Source organism: Trinickia soli, assembly GCF_002879855.1.
GTDB lineage: Bacteria > Pseudomonadota > Gammaproteobacteria > Burkholderiales > Burkholderiaceae > Trinickia > Trinickia soli.
Genome location: NZ_PNYB01000001.1, coordinates 442,831 through 460,447, shown reverse-complemented (window position 1 = coordinate 460,447; position 17,617 = coordinate 442,831). Strand labels below are relative to the sequence as shown.

At 60.0% G+C, this 17,617-nt stretch carries 16 protein-coding genes and 1 pseudogene; 14 read left to right on the top strand and 3 right to left on the bottom strand.

The features are described from left to right. Positions 1-55: 55 nt before the first annotated feature. Positions 56-469: a helix-turn-helix domain-containing protein gene (locus C0Z19_RS02045; RefSeq protein WP_102608094.1), complete on the bottom strand. Its 414-nt coding sequence runs from the start codon at positions 467-469 to the stop codon at positions 56-58. Positions 470-1,099: 630 nt separating this feature from the next. Here C0Z19_RS02045 and C0Z19_RS02040 point away from each other — a divergent pair. The 10 genes from C0Z19_RS02040 to C0Z19_RS01970 all read left to right on the top strand — a co-directional run bounded on the left by C0Z19_RS02040 (position 1,100) and on the right by C0Z19_RS01970 (position 11,355). Further along, a complete protein-coding gene (locus C0Z19_RS02040) occupies positions 1,100-2,449 on the top strand; it encodes a replication initiation factor domain-containing protein (RefSeq protein ID WP_102608093.1) in 1,350 nt (449 codons plus the stop codon). Beyond that, a complete protein-coding gene (locus C0Z19_RS02035) occupies positions 2,403-2,681 on the top strand; it encodes a hypothetical protein (protein ID WP_332882201.1) in 279 nt (92 codons plus the stop codon). The genes C0Z19_RS02040 and C0Z19_RS02035 overlap by 47 nt, the downstream gene beginning before the upstream one ends. 567 nt (positions 2,682-3,248) lie before the next feature. Continuing rightward, positions 3,249-3,497, top strand: coding sequence for a hypothetical protein (locus C0Z19_RS02020; protein WP_199180743.1), 249 nt, complete (start codon positions 3,249-3,251; stop codon positions 3,495-3,497). Positions 3,498-5,038: 1,541 nt separating this feature from the next. After that, positions 5,039-5,164 (top strand): hypothetical protein, encoded by a 126-nt coding sequence (locus C0Z19_RS28880; protein WP_269844779.1) that lies wholly within the window; start codon positions 5,039-5,041, stop codon positions 5,162-5,164. A gap of 11 nt (positions 5,165-5,175) precedes the next feature. Further along, complete coding sequence (locus C0Z19_RS02005) at positions 5,176-5,469, top strand: DUF2523 family protein (RefSeq protein ID WP_102608087.1); 294 nt, start codon at positions 5,176-5,178, stop codon at positions 5,467-5,469. A 4-nt stretch (positions 5,470-5,473) separates the two neighbouring features. Next, entirely contained in the window at positions 5,474-6,598 is a 1,125-nt protein-coding gene (locus C0Z19_RS02000; RefSeq protein WP_102608086.1) for a zonular occludens toxin domain-containing protein, read from the top strand. After that, positions 6,595-7,962 (top strand): type II secretion system protein GspD, encoded by a 1,368-nt coding sequence (locus tag C0Z19_RS01995; protein WP_102608085.1) that lies wholly within the window; start codon positions 6,595-6,597, stop codon positions 7,960-7,962. The genes C0Z19_RS02000 and C0Z19_RS01995 overlap by 4 nt, the downstream gene beginning before the upstream one ends. 145 nt (positions 7,963-8,107) lie before the next feature. Next, on the top strand, positions 8,108-8,596 hold the full coding sequence (locus C0Z19_RS28575; protein WP_146011978.1) for a hypothetical protein: 489 nt from the start codon (positions 8,108-8,110) through the stop codon (positions 8,594-8,596). Between the two features lie 917 nt (positions 8,597-9,513). Next, positions 9,514-9,792, top strand: coding sequence for a hypothetical protein (locus tag C0Z19_RS01975; RefSeq protein ID WP_233195947.1), 279 nt, complete (start codon positions 9,514-9,516; stop codon positions 9,790-9,792). Between the two features lie 141 nt (positions 9,793-9,933). Beyond that, positions 9,934-11,355 carry an ISNCY family transposase gene (locus C0Z19_RS01970; protein WP_102608178.1) on the top strand — a complete coding sequence of 474 codons (1,422 nt, stop codon included), beginning with the start codon at positions 9,934-9,936 and terminating at the stop codon, positions 11,353-11,355. Between the two features lie 234 nt (positions 11,356-11,589). Here the strand turns inward: C0Z19_RS01970 and C0Z19_RS01965 are convergent. Next, positions 11,590-11,730: pseudogene (locus C0Z19_RS01965) on the bottom strand (IS3 family transposase); the annotation flags it as partial. 231 nt (positions 11,731-11,961) lie between these two features. On the opposite strand from C0Z19_RS01965, the gene C0Z19_RS27870 reads away from it, so the two are divergent. Beyond that, entirely contained in the window at positions 11,962-12,171 is a 210-nt protein-coding gene (locus tag C0Z19_RS27870; protein ID WP_146011977.1) for a hypothetical protein, read from the top strand. Positions 12,172-12,209: 38 nt separating this feature from the next. Here the strand turns inward: C0Z19_RS27870 and C0Z19_RS28875 are convergent, their stop codons facing one another. Next, the gene (locus C0Z19_RS28875) at positions 12,210-13,781 is read right to left on the bottom strand and encodes a methyl-accepting chemotaxis protein (RefSeq protein ID WP_102608082.1); all 1,572 of its coding nucleotides are present in this window, start codon (positions 13,779-13,781) and stop codon (positions 12,210-12,212) included. A 344-nt stretch (positions 13,782-14,125) separates the two neighbouring features. On the opposite strand from C0Z19_RS28875, the gene C0Z19_RS01955 reads away from it, so the two are divergent. The 3 genes from C0Z19_RS01955 to C0Z19_RS01945 all read left to right on the top strand — a co-directional run bounded on the left by C0Z19_RS01955 (position 14,126) and on the right by C0Z19_RS01945 (position 17,547). Further along, a complete protein-coding gene (locus tag C0Z19_RS01955; RefSeq protein WP_233195946.1) occupies positions 14,126-15,550 on the top strand; it encodes a DcaP family trimeric outer membrane transporter in 1,425 nt (474 codons plus the stop codon). A gap of 273 nt (positions 15,551-15,823) precedes the next feature. Then, complete coding sequence (locus C0Z19_RS01950; protein WP_102608080.1) at positions 15,824-16,666, top strand: ABC transporter ATP-binding protein; 843 nt, start codon at positions 15,824-15,826, stop codon at positions 16,664-16,666. Between the two features lie 5 nt (positions 16,667-16,671). Continuing rightward, a complete protein-coding gene (locus C0Z19_RS01945) occupies positions 16,672-17,547 on the top strand; it encodes an ABC transporter permease (protein ID WP_102608177.1) in 876 nt (291 codons plus the stop codon). Positions 17,548-17,617: the final 70 nt, after the last annotated feature.

The following is a 17,617-nucleotide window of genomic DNA, read 5'->3' as shown; positions in this document are numbered from 1 at the left end:
GATCCATCGAGCCGGCAACCTGGCTAGGTTGCGCGCCGGGTTTCGCTGGTCGCTTTTAATTTGACATAATCTCAACACTCCCCGCCCTACTTTCTTGATGCGGCGCGGCGCTGGCGGGGGAGGGTGTCACGAAATTTGTGACAGCCGCCGATGCGGTTTTAGGCGTCATCGAATAGATCACGAGTCCAAGGATCACGGTCGCGGCTACCCCGGCCGCGCGTAGGTTTCCCAGGGCACGCGCCCATACCGACTGGTGTTTTTCGTCGAGTTCTTGCTCGATCTTCGCCAGGGTCTCGAATGGCGGCAGTCCCGCCATTTCCGCGAGCATCATGATTTCGCCCGCGTCTGGCTTGCGGGTTCCACTGCGCCAAGCTGATAGTCGGGACTGTTCGAAGCCGAACTGCCGCGCGACAGCGCCGAGCGATCCTAGTTTCCGTTTCGCGGCGTCCAAAAGTTCACCGATTGTCATATCAATCCTCTTGACTTTTTTCGACGTTCGTCGAAATAATGCGCACCAGTGTTTCGACATTTGTCGAAAATTTGAGCAGGCTGTCGTAGTACCGCAGTCTAGCAGGTTCGTCGGAAAGGTAAACCGGCTGCTAGGGTGGGCCTTGGCGGTGGCCGTGGAGGGCGTGTCAAGGCTCGCGCAGCGACCCCCGGAGGGGGCTTTGGCCTTGACGCGACTGGAGCGGCTCTACGCTCGGGCTAAGGGGGGTGGCGGTGTATGCCAACCCCCGCGAGCCACCCGGCGGCGAGGGCGGGGCGTGGGGCGGCGCCCCACGGTTTGAGAAGGTAGCTTTGCCGTGCGGCTAATGCCTCGGAGCACGGTGATTTTGGGACGGGCCTATCTGGCCGTCCGTCTTTTGCGCAAAAAAGCCAACCGGCGGGCCGCCGGTAACAGAACGAAGAACTGAACGGGGTAGCTGTGTCTGCATATCAAGTGCATGCGTACACGCTTCACGGCGCGCGAGTGGCGACCGTCGAAGTGCGAGCACGCGACGGCCAGAAGGCGCGCGACAAGGCGCGCACGCAACTATATCGCCAGGGGCGCCAGCCGAATCGGCTGACGCTCGTTCCTGTTCAAGTCAACTCATAAGCCATGGGCAAACTCAAGAACGCGTTTCTTGCTGAATCTGTTAGTACTCCTAAGGGGCTTCTCGCGCAGGATGCCGCCGCGCCCGCCCGCAGGCACGAGGACGGACGCGGCGGCGCGCTGCGCGATGCCCCCCCCCGTACTAACAGGGGGGATACGGAGAAAGCGCCGCTCGCGACGGTGGAACGGCTGCAACTGGTCGTTACCGAATCGGGCGAGATTAAGACGATCGCAGTGCGCGTGCCGTGCGGCGATCAGGTGGCCATGATCGACACGCTGCGCTTTACGGTGAGCGAGCGGACGTTTTGCAAGACTGCGGGCCGTGAGTTGGTGAGCGATGACGAGTTCATTTGCGAAGCCAGCCACATCATGACGGACATTTTTGGCTTCGGGATCACGAAGGATTTGCAGGTGCGGCGCGACTTCTACCTCAGTGCGTGGGAGCTTGGCAACGCGTATGGCTACGTTGCGATTGGCGGCTCGAGCCAGCGCGGCACGATCCTTGTCAATTTGACGGGTCAAGGGTGCATCGCGGCGAAGGATGGGTGGGAGGGGCGGCTGTATGACTTCCTCGCGCAAACGGCCGCACGTCCGACGATCACGCGTGTAGACCTGGCGCATGACTGCATGCAAGGCGAGTACACGGTGGATCAGGCGGACCAGTGGTACGACGATGGGCTTTTTACGGCGTCGGGTCGTGCGCCGAGCCACGAACACCGGGGAGACTGGCGCAATCCTAGGGGCAAGGGGCGCAGTCTGTACGTTGGCCGTCGCAAGAACGGAAAGATGTGTCGTGTCTACGAGAAAGGCATGGAACAGGGCGACGAAACTTCGCCGTGGGTGCGGTTCGAGGTCGAGGTCCGTAACGACAAGCGTGTGATCCCTCTGGATGTGCTGCTCGATCCATCGGGCTATTTCGTGGGTGCCTATCCGTGCCTGCGCTTCTTCGAGCACGCGCGCACGCCGCAACGGATCGAGGTCAAGCAAAAAGCGGCGGAAATCAACGTCGACGCGAGCTTGCGAAACATCCTCATTTCGTACGGCAAGTACGCCGCTGTATTACGGCCGCTGATGGGCGACGAGGCATTCCTCGATGCGATCACAAGCAAGTCGGGTGAGTGGCCCATGCGGTTGAAGGTCCCCGGTTACGAGTTCTGCGAGACGCCTATCCACAAGCGCGACGTGCCGCAGGCGTTCAATGATTTAGACCCCTCTGATGATGGCTGGCCAGAGGAACAGGTCTTTCGGCCGGCCGATATTTGCACCGGAGTGAACTATGAAGTTTCAGAGCGAAGTGAAGGTCTTGGGAATGAAGGCGAGCAAGGGCACGATGGAAAACGGCACGGCTTTCGATAGCACGAAGGTGTACACGGAGACGCCGCTCGATGACTCGAAAGGTACGGCTAAAGGCTTCGCTTCTGCTGAGTTCACGCTGGGCAAGGCTGATGAATTCGAGAAGTACAAGCACCTGCCGTTTCCGTTCGACGCGGTGGCCGAGCTCGAAATCGTAAGCAACGGCAAGACGTCCAAGACTGTGATGCTGTCGCTCAAGCCGACTGCTCGGTCGGCCGCTTCGTCCAAGAGCTAATCATGGACGGGGCACATGTCTACGTGGTGCAGGAGTTGGCTAGTGGCGAGTTCCTTTGCCCGCGCGATGGCGACGTAGGCTTTACGCCCCGGCTCCGTGAAGCTGGCGGGTTCGGGGACGCGGAGGAGGCCTGCCAAGCGGGTCTTGACCATTGCGACGGGGCGTTTGACGTGGTGCGGCTGGTGTTTGTTGACCGGTCGTTGCATTAGGGGGTGGCCGGGGTGAGTACGGGCATCGATGTAGCGGTGTGCATGTCGGACGCTCCGGCGTCGGGAGTTGGAGCGATTAGCGCGTCGGGGCGTGGGGTGATCTGCACGGCGACGGATGGCACGCCTGGCGCGTTGGGGGTTTTGCATTTGGCGTTGGTCGATAGCACGTCGGCCGATGCGTTTGACTATACGCAAGCGGCGGGCTTCTGGAGCGTTGCGTTTTTGGGGGTGATGTCGCTGTACGTGGTCTCTAGGTGTTGCGGCGTGGTGCTCGACATGATCCGCCGCGCTTAGGTTGCTGTGCGTGGCCGGGCGCTTCCCGGTTTGATGGTGGTGTTTAACGTTAGGAGTGCTGTGTATGTTCGGTCTGATCAAGGCTCGTTTCAAGGGTGCAAAGCGGTTGGCGGTCGTTACGGCCGTGGGTGGTTCGGCTGCGGTCGCTTCGTCGTTCGCGAATGCGACGGGGGTGGATCTAACGCCGCTCACGACCGCTGTGGATTTTTCGACGGTGACGACCGCTGTTTTGGCGATTGCTGGCTCGATCGCGGCGGTGTACGTGGTGGTGTCGGCGGCGAAGATCGTGATCGCGCGTATCAAAGCTGCATAAGCGCCTCTGCGGCTTTTTGAACTGGGGCGGGCTTGTGGCTCGCCCCTTTTTGTTGGGTCGTGATTATGGACGTGAATAGTGCGTGGTATCTCGCGTGTTTCGCGTGGGGGATGCTGTGTGCCTGGGCGGTGATTTCTGGCTTTGGGGGCTAGGAGATGAAGCTGCGATCGGTGATCTTGTCGGCGGCTGTGTTGTTGTACGGCGTCGTGTATACGGCCCCGCACGAAGTGGCGTATGCGCAAACGTCGGGAGCGCCAGGGATGATGCCCGCTATCTCGGCGTTGGTGGGTGCGGCGGCGGCGGCGGAAGGGTTCGTTGCGAATGATCCTCGCATCGCTGCGACTGTGGCCGCGATTGGCGCGACGGCGGCCGGTTTTGCGTCGAGTCTTGCTGCTGCTGCTGGGTCGGCTGTCAGTGCGGTGCCGTGGGTTGCGGTGGCTACCAGTGCGGGGCTTGGTGCGTTGTTGGCGGGTGTGCCGACGACGTTAGGCAATGACACGTTGACGGCGTGGAAAATCAATTCGGATGGCACTGTTACGACGCAAAAGTCTTCAAGTTCGGCCGATCCTTTTCCGGCGCTTACTGATGGCGGTGCGGCGTGGTGTGTCTACAGTGTGTGTGGTAGTACTGCTGATGCGGCGGCTCAGGCTTACGCTCAGCATCAGAATGCGTCCGGAGCCGGTTATACCTGGGTTTTTGATAAATGTACTTTGCAGGGTTCGACGAGCTCTTCGTGTTCGTTCAATCTGCTCGATAAGACGAGCGGGAGTATGGTTACTTCGTCGAGCGTCGGGCCTGGCTTGGCTGCTGCGCCTTGGTCTGGGACTGCGTGTTCGTCTGGCATGCTGGACGATACGGCTTGTATGTCGTATGTGCCTCCGCCTCCTCCGCCTCCGGTGACAGGTTCACCGACTTCTGCGGCCGCTGGTACGTCTAGTAGTGATGCGGCGGATACGCTGAATCCTGTGATGCTGGCCGACACCGTGAATGCGTTGTGGCTCGACGCTGCGCAAGGGTCCGGTTACAACGGGTTGCCGTATCCGGTGAATGCGCCGATTTTGCCGTCGCAAGCGGGGACTATAGAGACTGAGTTGGGCGGCTCTGCGCCGACTGTGGGGAGTTTCACGTCTGGCGCGGGCACGTTGAGCGGGACTAGCTCGTCTGCGCCGTTCGGGACGACTGGTGCGAGCACTGGTACAGGTGCCTCGGCAGTGCCTGCTGCGACGAATCCTGGGAGTGGGGCTGAGGTCAATCTTGGCCCGGACCCTGGCGTTGGGCTGCCGTCGCTTGAGTCCACGCCCACGGCTGCGCAAATCCTTGCGCCGCTTCTTAACCTAATGCCGGATCTTCGATCGTTTTCGGTTCCGGCGCATGGTGCGGTCTGCTCGCCGCTCGTTATCCCGTTTTTCGACAAGAGCCTAAGTACGACTGCGCATTGTGATCTGGCTGAGAAGGTGCGGCCGGAGCTTCACGGCGCGATGTTGCTTGTGTATTCGCTCGTCGCGTTGTTTATCGTGCTTGCTGCGTAAGGGGTTCGTGTCGTGTTCGTTTCGTTTGTCGACATCGTTGATGAGTGGCGGTGGTTTTTCGAGTTGCTTGGTGGTGCGGCGTTGCTTGCGCTGCTGATCGCCGTGGTCTGTGTGGTTATGGCGTCTTCGATTGACTAGGGGGTGTTGTCATGTTCGGTATTTTGCTCAGCGCGCTGAATGTCGTTCTCGGGTTCGTTCTCCGGTCCATCATCGTTAAGTTCGTGCTGTATTTCGCGTTGTACTTCGTGACGGTCGAATTCATCGGTGTGTTGCAGTCGGCGGGCGTGTTGCCGGGGGCTGCGCAATTGTCGGCGGCGTTTGGCGGCATTGGTGCGGATATTTGGTATTGGCTTGACCTGTTCGCGTTCAGCTACGGTGCGCCGCTGATTGTCTCTGCGTGGGTGTGTCGGTTCATCATCCGTCGCATTCCGTTGATTGGGTGACGCGATGGCCGTGACTGCGTATTTTGGCGTGATGGGGTCGGGCAAGTCGTATGAGGTCGTGTCGGGGCCGTTGCTCGATGCTGTGGCGGCTGGTCGTCGGGTCGTGACGAATATCGACGGCATCAGTGAGGAACGTATTCACGCGCACTTGGTTAAGAAGCGCGGGTTGGGTGTCGATGGGTTGGGAAAGGTCGTGTACGTGCGCACTGACGACATTAAGCAGCCTCGGTTTTTTCCGGTTGAACTCGAGCACAGTGATGGCGCGAAGGTCGAACCCGGTTTCGTTCAGCCGGGCGACCTGTTGGTCGTCGATGAGGCTTGGAAGATATGGCCGGATCGTGGTGCGCTGCCTGGGGAGCACATGGCGTTTTTTCGCATGCATAGACACTTCGTGCATGAGCACACTGGCGTGGCCTGCGACGTTGTGTTGATGATTCAAGCTGTAAGTGGGCTTAACCGTTCTATTCGCGATGTAATCGAGCTTTCGTTTCGGATGGTAAAGCTCAAGTCGATCGGTGTTTCGAAGGGCTATCGCGTCGAGATGTACGAGACGGCGCGGCTGACGAAAGCGAACCGCGTCGGTACGTTCGTGCGCAAGTACAAGTCAGAGATTTTTCCGCTGTACAAGTCTTACGCTGCGTCGGGTGGCGGTTCGGGTAAAGAGGCGGTTGTCGACAAGCGGCAAAATTTATTCGCGCGTCCTCTGTTTTGGGTGTTGGCGGTGGTTGTGCTCGTCGTCGGCGGGTCGGCGATCTTCTTCGTTGTGCGCTTTTTCCACGGCGGCATGCTTAAGCACGGCGCGCATGCGTCGTCGGATTCGGGTGGCCACGCGTCGGGCGCTGGGGCGGCTTCGGGTGCGGCGCCGGCGTCTGGTGCTGCGGCTGCCGTTCCTCGTTCTCCCGGCATGTCTGAACAGTGGCGCGTGGTCGGCTCGTTTGCTGCCAATGGTCAGTATTGGGTGGTGGTGGCGGACGAGTCGGGGCGGCTTCGTGTCCAGTCGCCGGCCGGGTTTGTCGGTTCTGGGATTGAGCGGGCGGGCGAGGTTGACGGTAAGCGCGTGGCGGTGTGGTCGGGGTCGTTGCCTGGGCGGGGTGCGGCTGCTATGGGTGTGCCGGGGGTGTTGAAATGATTTCGTTGCGTGCGCTGCTTACTGGTGTGGTCTATGTGGCTGCTGGTGCGTTGCTGTTGGCCTGGGTTGATCCTGCTGCGGCTTTCGGTGACGAGCTGGGCGTCGTTCCGCCGCTTCCACCGTTGCCTGCCTCGATCGCGGTCGGGGCGTCCGGTCCTCGGTCGTCGTTGCCGCTTGCGCCGTTACCGCGTCCGGTTGGGTCGCGGATCGATCTGCGTTTCGTTCCGGTCGCGCAAGTGGTTGACTTGATCTATGGGGACGTGCTCAACACGCCGTATGTGCTGTCGCCGGATGTGTTGGCGGACGATCGGCCGGTGTCGTTTCGCTTTGACCGCTCGCATGGCGATTTGGGCGCGGTGGTTGATGACTTCCTGCATTCGCTCGGCTTTCAGGTGACGTTGCGTGACGGTGTGGCCTACGTGTCAAAGGCTGACCGTGCTGCGGCGGACCGTGAGACGTTTGTCTATGCGCCGATGTATCGCGATGCCGATTATCTGTCTCGGCTGCTCGCGCCCATCGTGTCGGACGGTCGGTTCACGCAGAATCGCGCGGTGGCTGCGTCCGAGGGTGCGAAAGAGTCTCACGATGTGCCTCCGTCGTCTGCTGCGGCGATGGTGGATCAGTCGGCCGACGAGCTGGTGTACGTGGGCAAGTCGAGCGATGTCGAACTGCTCAAGCGGCTATTGCCGCAAATCGATACGCCGATTGGTGACGTTTCCGTACGAGCGTGGGTGTATGAGGTGACGGATACCGGTCAGAACAATACGGCATTCGAGCTTGCTTTGAGCCTGCTGGGCGGGCGCGTGGGGGCTTCTTTGAACGTCGGCAGTGTGGGCGCTGGTGATAACGCCATCAGGCTGTCTGCGGGCGGTTTGCGGGCTGCGCTGTCGGCGTTCAACAGCGATTCTCGCTTCAAGGTCCTCACGTCCCCGAATCTGCGTGTCGAGTCGGGCCAGTCGGCCAGGCTGAACGTTGGCGAGTCGGTGCCGGTGGTTGGTTCGGTGTCGTATCCGAGTTCGGGCGGCGCACCTGTGCAGAGTGTCCAGTATCAGGATGCGGGCGTGATTTTCCAGGTCAAGCCTACTGTCAAGCGAGACGTGATCGACCTGCATCTTGTCGAGGAGATCTCCTCATTCGTGAATACGACGACGGGCGTCAACAATAGCCCGACGAAGCAGACCCGCAAGGTCGAAAGCTCGTTCGGTTTGTCGGACGGCGATGTCTTGCTGGTGGGCGGCTTGCGCCAGGACGAGAGTACGCGAGCGACGTCGGGGCTGTCGTTCCTTCCTAGGTGGATGGCTGCGCACTCGGGTTCGAAGCGTGAGACGGAGATTTTGCTGCTGTTGCAGGTGCGTCGGATTTAGTGGTGCTCGAGTGGTTCCATCTACTCGAGTGCCGTCTATTTACTGTTACGAGTAACGATAATGAATTTGCGTTACGGGTAACGATAAATCTTGATTATTCGTTACTCGTAACATAAAATACGTCTATGAACTTTGGGGGGCGACGATGAGCAAATTAGCGTTATCGAGTGACGTAACGGAAAAGCGCGGTCGAGGTCGTCCACGTAAAGTCGGCGCGATGACCAATGCGCAACGTCAGGCGGCATTTCGTGCTCGACGGAAGGCGTCGGGCGAATCCGTTACGGTAACGAAAATGAGTCTGCCTGTTATCGACGGCTACGACGAACTTGTGCTCGAAAACGATCGCCTGCGCGAAGAGTTGGCGCAGGTCAGGCGTGAGCTGGCTGAGCAGCACCGAGCGTTTCGCGAACCGGTCGGAAAGAAGTGGTCCTATCGGCAGCTTACGGCGCTAGCTGAGCGTGAGATCCGGCGTCATGTCGACGCGGCGGTGGGGTGCGGAGTCGGTAGCAACGAGTGGCTGTTGCGTAGCGGTTATGCCGAGGGTGCCCTGGGATTGTGGTATGACCTGACGTGTGGTTGGCAGGGTGACGGCGACTTCGCAAGGCTGCAAGCTTTGACGCGTAACGAAAAATGAAAATTCCGTTACGCGTAACGAAAATAAATTCGGTATGTCCTGGCTCTGGTAAGATTTCGCTGCCGTTTGGCGACTTATAACAATGTTCTGAGAGGGCCATTTGATGGACTGCGTTTCGTTTTCGAAGGCGTTTCAAGACAACATGCGGGCACTTAGACTTGATGCGCCGATGAGTCTGTTTTCGTCGCTGCAAACTGCGGTTGGAACATTTACGACGATGCTCGGTGCGTTAAGAGCGCTCGGGCCTGACGCGACGGTTTCTGAGCTGGTGGGCGCTACGACTACGCTTGAAAAGCTGGGCGCAGTTGGGGCGATGGCTGCGTCCTACTATGTTGGCGCGACGCTCGGTAGCTTGATTGTCGCGACCGAAGCAGTGAAGGCGTGTGGCGACCCGTATAGAAACTCGCCCGCGGCTCGATATCGAGCTTTCGCCCGTTGGGTGGCGAGTCGCGGCCTGATCGTGCCGATGGACATGCAAATCTTCATTCAGCGTCATCCTGAGGTGGTAGTCGACCTACCGAATCGTATGTCGTACGCAATGCGCGCTAGGCAGGTTGGGGCGGCGAAATGAACTGGATCGTCGACAAGATTGCGTTGCTTGCCACGGGCGTCGTATGCGCCGCGGCTGCTTGGGCAATTCTTCATTACTCGGGTAGGTGGTTCTTTCCGGCCGCTACGGTGATAGGCGTTTTGCTGTTGTATCGCGATAACCAGCGGCTTAGAACGCTTCTCAAAAAGCACGGGGTAGACCCGAAGCGAAGGCTCTCGGACGGTTAGTTTTCGGCCGAGCTGAGCATTCTTTTTTGTTATGCGTCACTCAAATTCTTTTTGTGCAACCGTGCGGTTCTGTGTGCGCACTTACTGAACACATTCGGTTAACAATGATGGTGTTCGGGGGTGCCTACACAGTGGTTCAGATGGAGTTATTCGAACGGCCGCGCTTGTCGGCGGACGAGCTGGCGAGCGTGGTCGCGGAGGTGCGCAACCTGTATTGGTGTATTCGTAATACGCGGCGCGGCATTCATGATGCTCGGCGGCGGCAGGTCTATCGTAGAATTGCTGCCTATAAAAAACGCCTGCTCGTGGCAGGCGTCTCGAAGCGCGAAATGCTGGACTTCTTAGCTTGTTGTCGGTCGAAGGAATGCCGTTCGAAGGGCTGTCTTGGCTGCATGGATCGCGCGGCGCAGCTTGGCTAGGCAATTTGACATAATCTCAATTATCAACGTTATGGGTGTTAGAGCTTTTTAGTAATGTCCGCTTCTGGCTACTTAGAAATGTCCGCTTTTCGATCCATCGTAAGCTGACCGGCCGCTGGAAATCCAGTGCTGGGGGCTTCGATGGCTGCGACAGAACGGATCACGATGACGATGCGCGAGCTGGACCGATTCAAGGTCATTCAGGATGTAGTGGACGGCAAGCTCCAGCCATGGCGTGCCGCCGATCGGCTGGAGCTGACGACGCGACAGATTCGTCGTCTGGCTGCCCGGTTTCGGGAACACGGGCCGGCCGGGCTGGTTTCTGGTCATCGAAGCAAGCCCGGCAATCGTCGACTTGACGGGGATCTCGCAGCCCGGGTGCTGGCGATCATTCGTGATCGCTACGCCGATTTCGGGCCGACGCTGGCCTGCGAGAAGCTTTGGGAGTGCCACGGTATCCGGCTGGCCAAGGAAACGGTCAGGCGGCTCATGACGGAGGCCGGCTTCTGGGTACCGCGCCGGCAGCGACCACCGAAGGTTTATCAGCCGCGGGCACGCCGGGCCTGTTTGGGCGAGCTGATCCAGATCGATGGCAGCGACCACCGCTGGTTCGAGGATCGGGCGCCAGCCTGTACGCTGCTGGTCTACGTGGACGATGCGACGAGTCGATTGATGCACGTGTATTTCACGGCGAGCGAATCGACGTTCAGCTATTTTGAGGCGACGCGCGCCTACCTGGAGCGCTACGGCAAGCCTGGAGCGTTCTACAGCGACAAGGCCAGCGTGTTTCGCAGCACCGCTGCTGGCAAGACAGGTAGCAGCGTGACGCACTTCGGGCGCGCGATGTACGAGCTCAATATCGACACGTTCTGCGCCAACAGCAGCTCGGCCAAGGGGCGCGTGGAGCGCGCGCATCTGACGCTGCAAGATCGGCTGGTGAAGGAGTTGCGCTTGCGCAATATCAGCACGGTCGCCGAAGCCAACGCCTGGGCCCCCTCCTTTATGGCTGCTTACAACGCGCGTTTTGCGAAGCCACCCAAGAGCAGCTTTGATGCGCATCGGCCGCTGCGCGACGATGAGGATTTGGACTTGCTGATGACGTGGCGCGAGACCCGGCGCGTAACGAAGTCGCTCACGGTGCAATACGACCGGGTGATGTATCTGCTGGAGGACACCCTGCCCAACCGCAAGCTGATCGGCCGCTATATCGAGGTGTGGGAGTACCCCGATGGGCGCATCGAGATTCGCGCTGACGACCGTGTGCTGCCATATCGGCAGTACGACCGGTTGGCCGAGATCGATCAGGGCGTGGTCGTTGAGCACAAGCGCCTGAGCCATGTGCTACAGGTTGCGCAGGCGCTGCAGGCGCAGCGCGATGATCGCCGCGCCTCGGGTTCGCCTTCGCGCACGAATCGCGGTGTCGCTGTGCGCAAAGCTGAACGGGCGCCGGGTACGAAGAAACAGCGCGAATTCACGCAAACCGATCTGAACGACGTAATCGTGCAGTTGAGCCCCGCCCAACGTTCAAAACCAGGGCGTCGGTCTGCCAGGGTGAGCACTTGAGACGTAAGCGCCCTGCCCGTTCAGGTATCTTTCTTCTGCGCTCTTTGCCTTTGAAACCGAAAGAAACACAACCTTAAAACCGGACATTTCTATTTAGCCAGCCCCCGGACATTTGAATCTGGCTTTGACAATGGGTGTTAGAGCTTTTTAGTAATGTCCGCTTCGGGGGTGCGGCTAAAATCTTGGACTGGGTTACGCCGCAAGGCCGAGGCTCTCTCGGTATTCGAGCGGACTCCGCGAGAGCCACCCGGGCCAGCGATAGTGGGCGCCTCGATCGGAGTGAAGGACAGGCTGGGCGTTAATATCCGCCACCATCTCGATCGCCGCATCCAGCATGCTATTCACGAGCTCGGCGTCCGGACGCGTGCCGATCGACCGCTCGCGGGAGTCCATCGTGGCCAACAACACCAACAGCGGCATGATCAGCATGAGCGTGCGCGAGCTCGATGCTTAAGGTGCGTGCACGATAATGGATTCCACACGCCTCGGACGGGACTTCTACAGCGCGCCAAAGCCACCACAGGTGAAGGCCCGCGATTTGCTCTTACCCATCCATCCCTAAGGGGCGCCTCCCGGGGCCAACACCGCAATGAACAGGAGTTTGCCATGACATCATCAACCCATCTTTTCCCGTCCAGACGGATCCTGGCGAGCATCGCTGCCCTGCTCGCCCTTAGCCTGTTTGCCGGCTGTACGACGGCAGCTTCCGGTCTGCCCAGCGCTTCGACCTCCGCACATGGCCTCTATGGCGCGGACGGCCATTACGGCGGCTGGGGCACTGGCTTCGGCAGCGACGGCTCGCGCGGCCGCGGCTAAGCGCTCGCCTTTCGTGCCAGGGCTCGACCAAAGGGACGTCACGACGCTACCCCGGTGACATATCCGTGGGGACTGCCCTGCTCGAGCCTGAATGACGACACAGCCGTTCGGAGCTTACCGGCTTGTTCCTTCAACGACTGAGCAGCTGCAGCGGCCTGCTCGACCAGTGCGGCGTTATGCTGCGTCACGTCGTCCATTTGCACGACGGCCCGGCTCACCTGTTCGATCCCGCGGCTTTGCTCGTCGGAAGCAATTGCGATGTCCCCGATCGTTTCGGCGACTCGCTTGATCGCATTCTTGACTTCCTCCATCGTCGTGCCGACGTCGGCCGCCTGCCTCGACCCGTCTTCGATCATATCGACGGACGTTCCGATCAACTCCTTGATCTCCTTCGCGGCAGCGGCCGAGCGCTGTGCCAGGCTGCGCACCTCGGCCGCGACCACGGCAAACCCCCGGCCCTGCTCGCCCGCCCGCGCTGCCTCCACCGCCGCATTGAGCGCGAGAATATTCGTCTGGAACGCGATTCCCTCGATCACGCCCGTGATGTCCGAGATCTTCGTCGAGCTTTCGCTGATCCTTGCAATCGTGCCGACCATGTTCTGCACGACCCGATTGCCCGCATCGGCCATCGACGTCGCGTTCGCGGCAAGAGCGTTCGCCTGGCGCGAATTGTCGGCATTGTGCTTTACCGTTTCCGTCAACTGAGTCATGCTCGACGCCGTCTGCTCCAGCGAAGCCGCCTGTGTTTCCGTGCGAGCCGAAAGATCGACGTTGCCGCTGGCGATTTCGTCCGCCGCCAAGCTGACCGTCTCCGAACTCGCCATGATGTCGCGCACCGTCTTGCTGAGCTGCGCGTCCATCTTGCGCAAGGCATCGATCAACTTGCCGAACTCGTCTCGACTCGATGTCGAAAGCCGATTATCGAGCTTGCCATCGGCGATCTGCTCGGCGATATCGATGGCCGCGCCTAGCGGCGCGGTGATCGCGCGCCCGAGGGAGATCGACACACCAGCCCCGATCAACACGCCCACCACGATGAAGGCGATGCTGATCCATAGCACGCGATCGAACGTGGACTTGCTGTCGCTCGCGAATCGCAGCGCCTTTTCCGCATTGAGCGCAGCATCCTTCTCGAGTGCCGCGCCGAGGGCATCGGAAGTCTGCTCGGCCGATGCGATGGCGTCGTCCGCCGCATCGAAGTTATCGGCCTTGAGCGTGCCGATGATGCTGTCCACCTTCGCCATGAACGAAGGCAATTCCCGCGTGATTTGCGCGACGATCGCCCGCTCTTGCTCGTCATTCACGTTTCCTCGAGCGTAGAGGCCCCATTGCTTGTCGAGGGCTCCCAGATCCGTCTGCAATCCCGGCAGGCTTTTCCGCACACCGGTATCCGAGCGCAACGCCTGCATACGGCGCAACGCAACGCGGACCTTAAGCTGGTGCGCCAGCACCTTGGAAAGCTGAACGATCGGCACCGTAACGGATGAATACGAATCCTCACTGTTTCTCGAGATTCGCCAAGCCCCCAAGAGCCCCGATAACCCAATGGCAATCATCAACGCGATGCAAGCAATAAACGAAGCGTAGATCTTCGATTTGATCGTTCTCATAAAAGCGCTCTTGGTCTCCAACTCTGCACTCAATCGTTTTGCCGCATTGTATTCAACGCCTTCCAAAGAAAGCTGTCAGCGGCAGACAGCTTTGTAACAACAGCGTTGGCCGGCATCTCGATCCGCAAGCGTATGGGGTAATTACCGACGGAGATCGGCGTTTCCTGACAGCCGGTAGACAGCTTGCGCTCCCTACCATTCGGTCACTGCTCGTCGGCAATGACTCCACGAGCAGCACTGGCGAAAACAATCAGATGCAGGAGACATTGATGAATAGGTGGGCGAATTCGATCGACCAACGGCAGCGGTGGACTAGGAAGCCAACATCGATAGCGGCGCAATTGATGTGCTTTGCCCTCGCCGGACTGGCTGTCGCACCGGCTGCACACGCGGATCAGCTGAGTCAGCTCGAAGCGGAAATCCATGATCTGTCGGCGCAGATTGCACAACTGAAGGCCACGCAGGCGCAACAAGCGACCACCCAAGCGCAGCAAGCCAAGCAATTGGCTCAGCCCGTTGCCGTTGCGCAGGCGCCCGGCGTTGAACTCACTCCCATGAAGGCAGAGCAGTTGAGCGCGTCTGCGGAATACGTGCGGCGCGGAACCATGCCGCATTCGTTCATCGTTCCCGGAACCAACACTTCGCTCAGTATCGGCGGCTTCATCAACTTTCAAGGCATTTACGATCCGACAGAAAATCTCGGGCCTAAATTCGCAATCGGCAATTTGGATCCCAAAGGCAGTAATGCCCGTGCGCAATCGGAACGCACGTTCCACTTTCAGGATAAAGTCTCGCGCCTGGTCGTCGGATCGAGCACGCCAAGCCCATACGGCAATATCACGACGAACTTCGGCTTAGACTTCTACGGTTTCACTGCGGGCGGCGACAACAACCAAGCGCTTCAGAACAACAGCTGGGGCGCACGGATCGTTACCGCATACGGCACGATCGGGCCGTTCCTCGTCGGTATGGCCAATTCGAACTTCATCGACGATCCGGACTCGTTGGAATCGTTCGACAATGCAGGCCCCGCCGGCCTGCCCGCCGCCCGCACGCCGCAGATCCGATACACGATGCCGCTCGGTAAGGGCGGTGCGTTGTCTTTCGCGTTGGAAAACCCGCAAACGGGCTATCAAGACACGCGCGACAACATCGAGGCCAATACCAAGACAAATCCGCTACCCGATCTTTCGGTGAAGTACGAACGCGAGGGCAACTGGGGCCACTTCCAGGTCTCGGGCCTCGCCCGCGATCTCGGCTTCACGGATCAGAACGGAGCGCGCAAAACCAAGTTCGGTGCAGCTGCCTTGATGGGTGTCACGTTCAACCTGCCGCACAGCAAGGACAACTTCGGCGGCCAGGTCTGGTACGGCGCGCTGGGCCGCTACCTGCCTGACGATTTCGGCGCAAACGTCGCATCCGTGCTCGCAGTCAACAACGGTACGACGGCGAACCCCACCGGTGCCACGAACATCGAGATCCAGGCCGACGCGGGCGCCGAACTGTTCTTCCAACATTGGTGGACGCCCAAGCTGCGCTCGAACGTCGGCCTCGGCTACAACCACCAGCACCTCGCTTCGTTCTTGCCCATCGATCCGACCAATGCCGTCACAACGAAAACGGCGCACGTCAATCTGATCTACCGCCCGGTCCCGACGGTCGACGTCGGCCTCGAAGCGATGTACGGCCAAAAGACGTTCCAATCCGGCACGGGCCTTGGCACTCAATCGGCTTGGCGTATGGAAGCAGGCGGTATCTGGCACTTCTAAAAAGCCCGCTACTTCGGCTTCGGCGGCATACGGAAATCCGGTCCTGTATGCCGCCTTTTAAGGGAGATCCCCGCTTACTCAATCGCGACTTGAGACTTGAACAATGACCGCTGTACCAAGAAGTAGTCGCCGCTTTTTCCGATTCCCGTCTCGTTAGCGGACGAACACCTGCAAGGGCGATCGGGCAGAAGCGAGAAACGGAAAAATCCGGCGGCGCAACATCCATGCAATCCGCCCATCGATCGGCGATGGGCTCATGAAATAAGGTTTTTTATGTCAGACACATCTACGCGGCGAGGAGGCGTTCAGTTCTCCGGGGTAACGAAGCGCTTTCCAACGCGCGACGGCTCCGAGAAGACTGCTCTGCGCGACGTCGACCTCGTCATCGAGCCCGGAATGTTTTGCGCGGTGGTAGGCCCCACCGGCTGCGGCAAGTCCACCACGCTCACACTCGCGGCGGGACTTTATCGTCCGAGCGCCGGCTGCGTGCGTGTGTCGGGCGAAGTGGTAGACGGCATCACGAACGGAGCGGGCTTCGTCTTCCAGAGCGATGCGTTGCTGCCGTGGAAGTCCATTCTGAAGAACGTCGCGCTCGGGCCGATCTTCCGCGGCGTGCCGAAAAAGCAAGCCACCGAGGAAGCGCGTGAATGGCTGCGCACCGTCGGTCTCGCAGGTTTCGAAGACTATTTCCCCTATCAACTGTCGGGCGGCATGCGCAAGCGTGTGAGCCTCGCGGCCGCGCTCATCAACAAGCCGTCGATGCTGCTCATGGACGAGCCGTTCTCGGCGCTCGACGTGCAAACGCGCGCGATCATGTCCAACGAGTTGTTGCGCCTATGGGAACGCACACGTCCTTCGGTGATCTTCGTCACGCATGACCTGGAAGAGGCCATCGCGTTGGCGGACCGCGTCGTCGTCATGACGGCGGGCCCCGCCACGGTCAAAGCCGTTTTCGATATCGATCTGCCGCGCCCGCGCGGTGAAGTGCAGGAAATTCGGTTCCACCCGCGTTTCCTCGATCTCTATCAACAAATTTGGGAGTCCCTGCGCGAGGAAGTAGAGCAAGCCTATTCGCGCACGACCTCCGTTTCGAATCTCAAGGGGAATGCGGCATGACCAGCATGAACTCCAGCGTGCAACTGAAACCCGGCCCGACGGACCCTGCCGACGTCGCGGGCAACGCGCGGCGCAAGGCGCAACGCCGCAAAACCAATGTCTTGATCGGACGCATCGCCTTGTTCCTGCTGATCGTAGGCGGCTGGCAACTGCTAACCTCGTGGGGCGTCATCGATCCGTTCTTCTTCGGCTCGCCTAGCGGGATCGTCACCCGTCTCGCCGACTGGGCGCAGAAGGGCACGGCATACGGTTCGATCTGGCTGCAGATCTGGGTGACGCTGGAAGAGTCGCTGCTCGGTTTTGCCGTCGGCGTGGCGGGCGGCGTCTTCTTCGGCGTGCTGTTGGGCGAGATTCCGTATCTTGCCGACGTCGTTGGCCCGTACATCAAGGTCGTCAACGCGCTGCCCCGAATCGTGCTCGGCTCGGTGTTCGTCATGTGGCTCGGCCTGGGCATGCCGTCGAAGGTGGTGCTGGCCGCGGTTCTCGTGTTCTTCGTGGTGTTCTTCAACGCGTTCCAAGGCGTGCGCAGCGTCGATCGCAATCTGATCGCCAATGTTCGCATCCTCGGCGCGTCGCGCTTCCAGGTGATCTGGCACGTCGTGTTTCCCTCGGCCATGACGTGGATCATCGCAAGCCTGCACGTGGCGCTCGGCTTCTCCATCATCGGCGCAATCGTCGGCGAATTCCTCGGTGCGCAGCAAGGCCTCGGTCTCGTGATTGCGACGGCGCAAAACACCTTCGACGCGAACGGCGTATTCGGCGCGATGCTCGTCATCGGCATCATCGCCCTCAGCGCGGAAGTGTTGATGGGGATGCTCGAAAAGAAACTGCTGTCGTGGCAACCGCCGTCGGCGTCCGACGGCAATCGGCCCGGCATCTGACGCCCGGGTTTTGTGAAAATCAGTTAGGACTACTTCATAAGAGATCCCCTCGCGGGATCTCCAATAACCA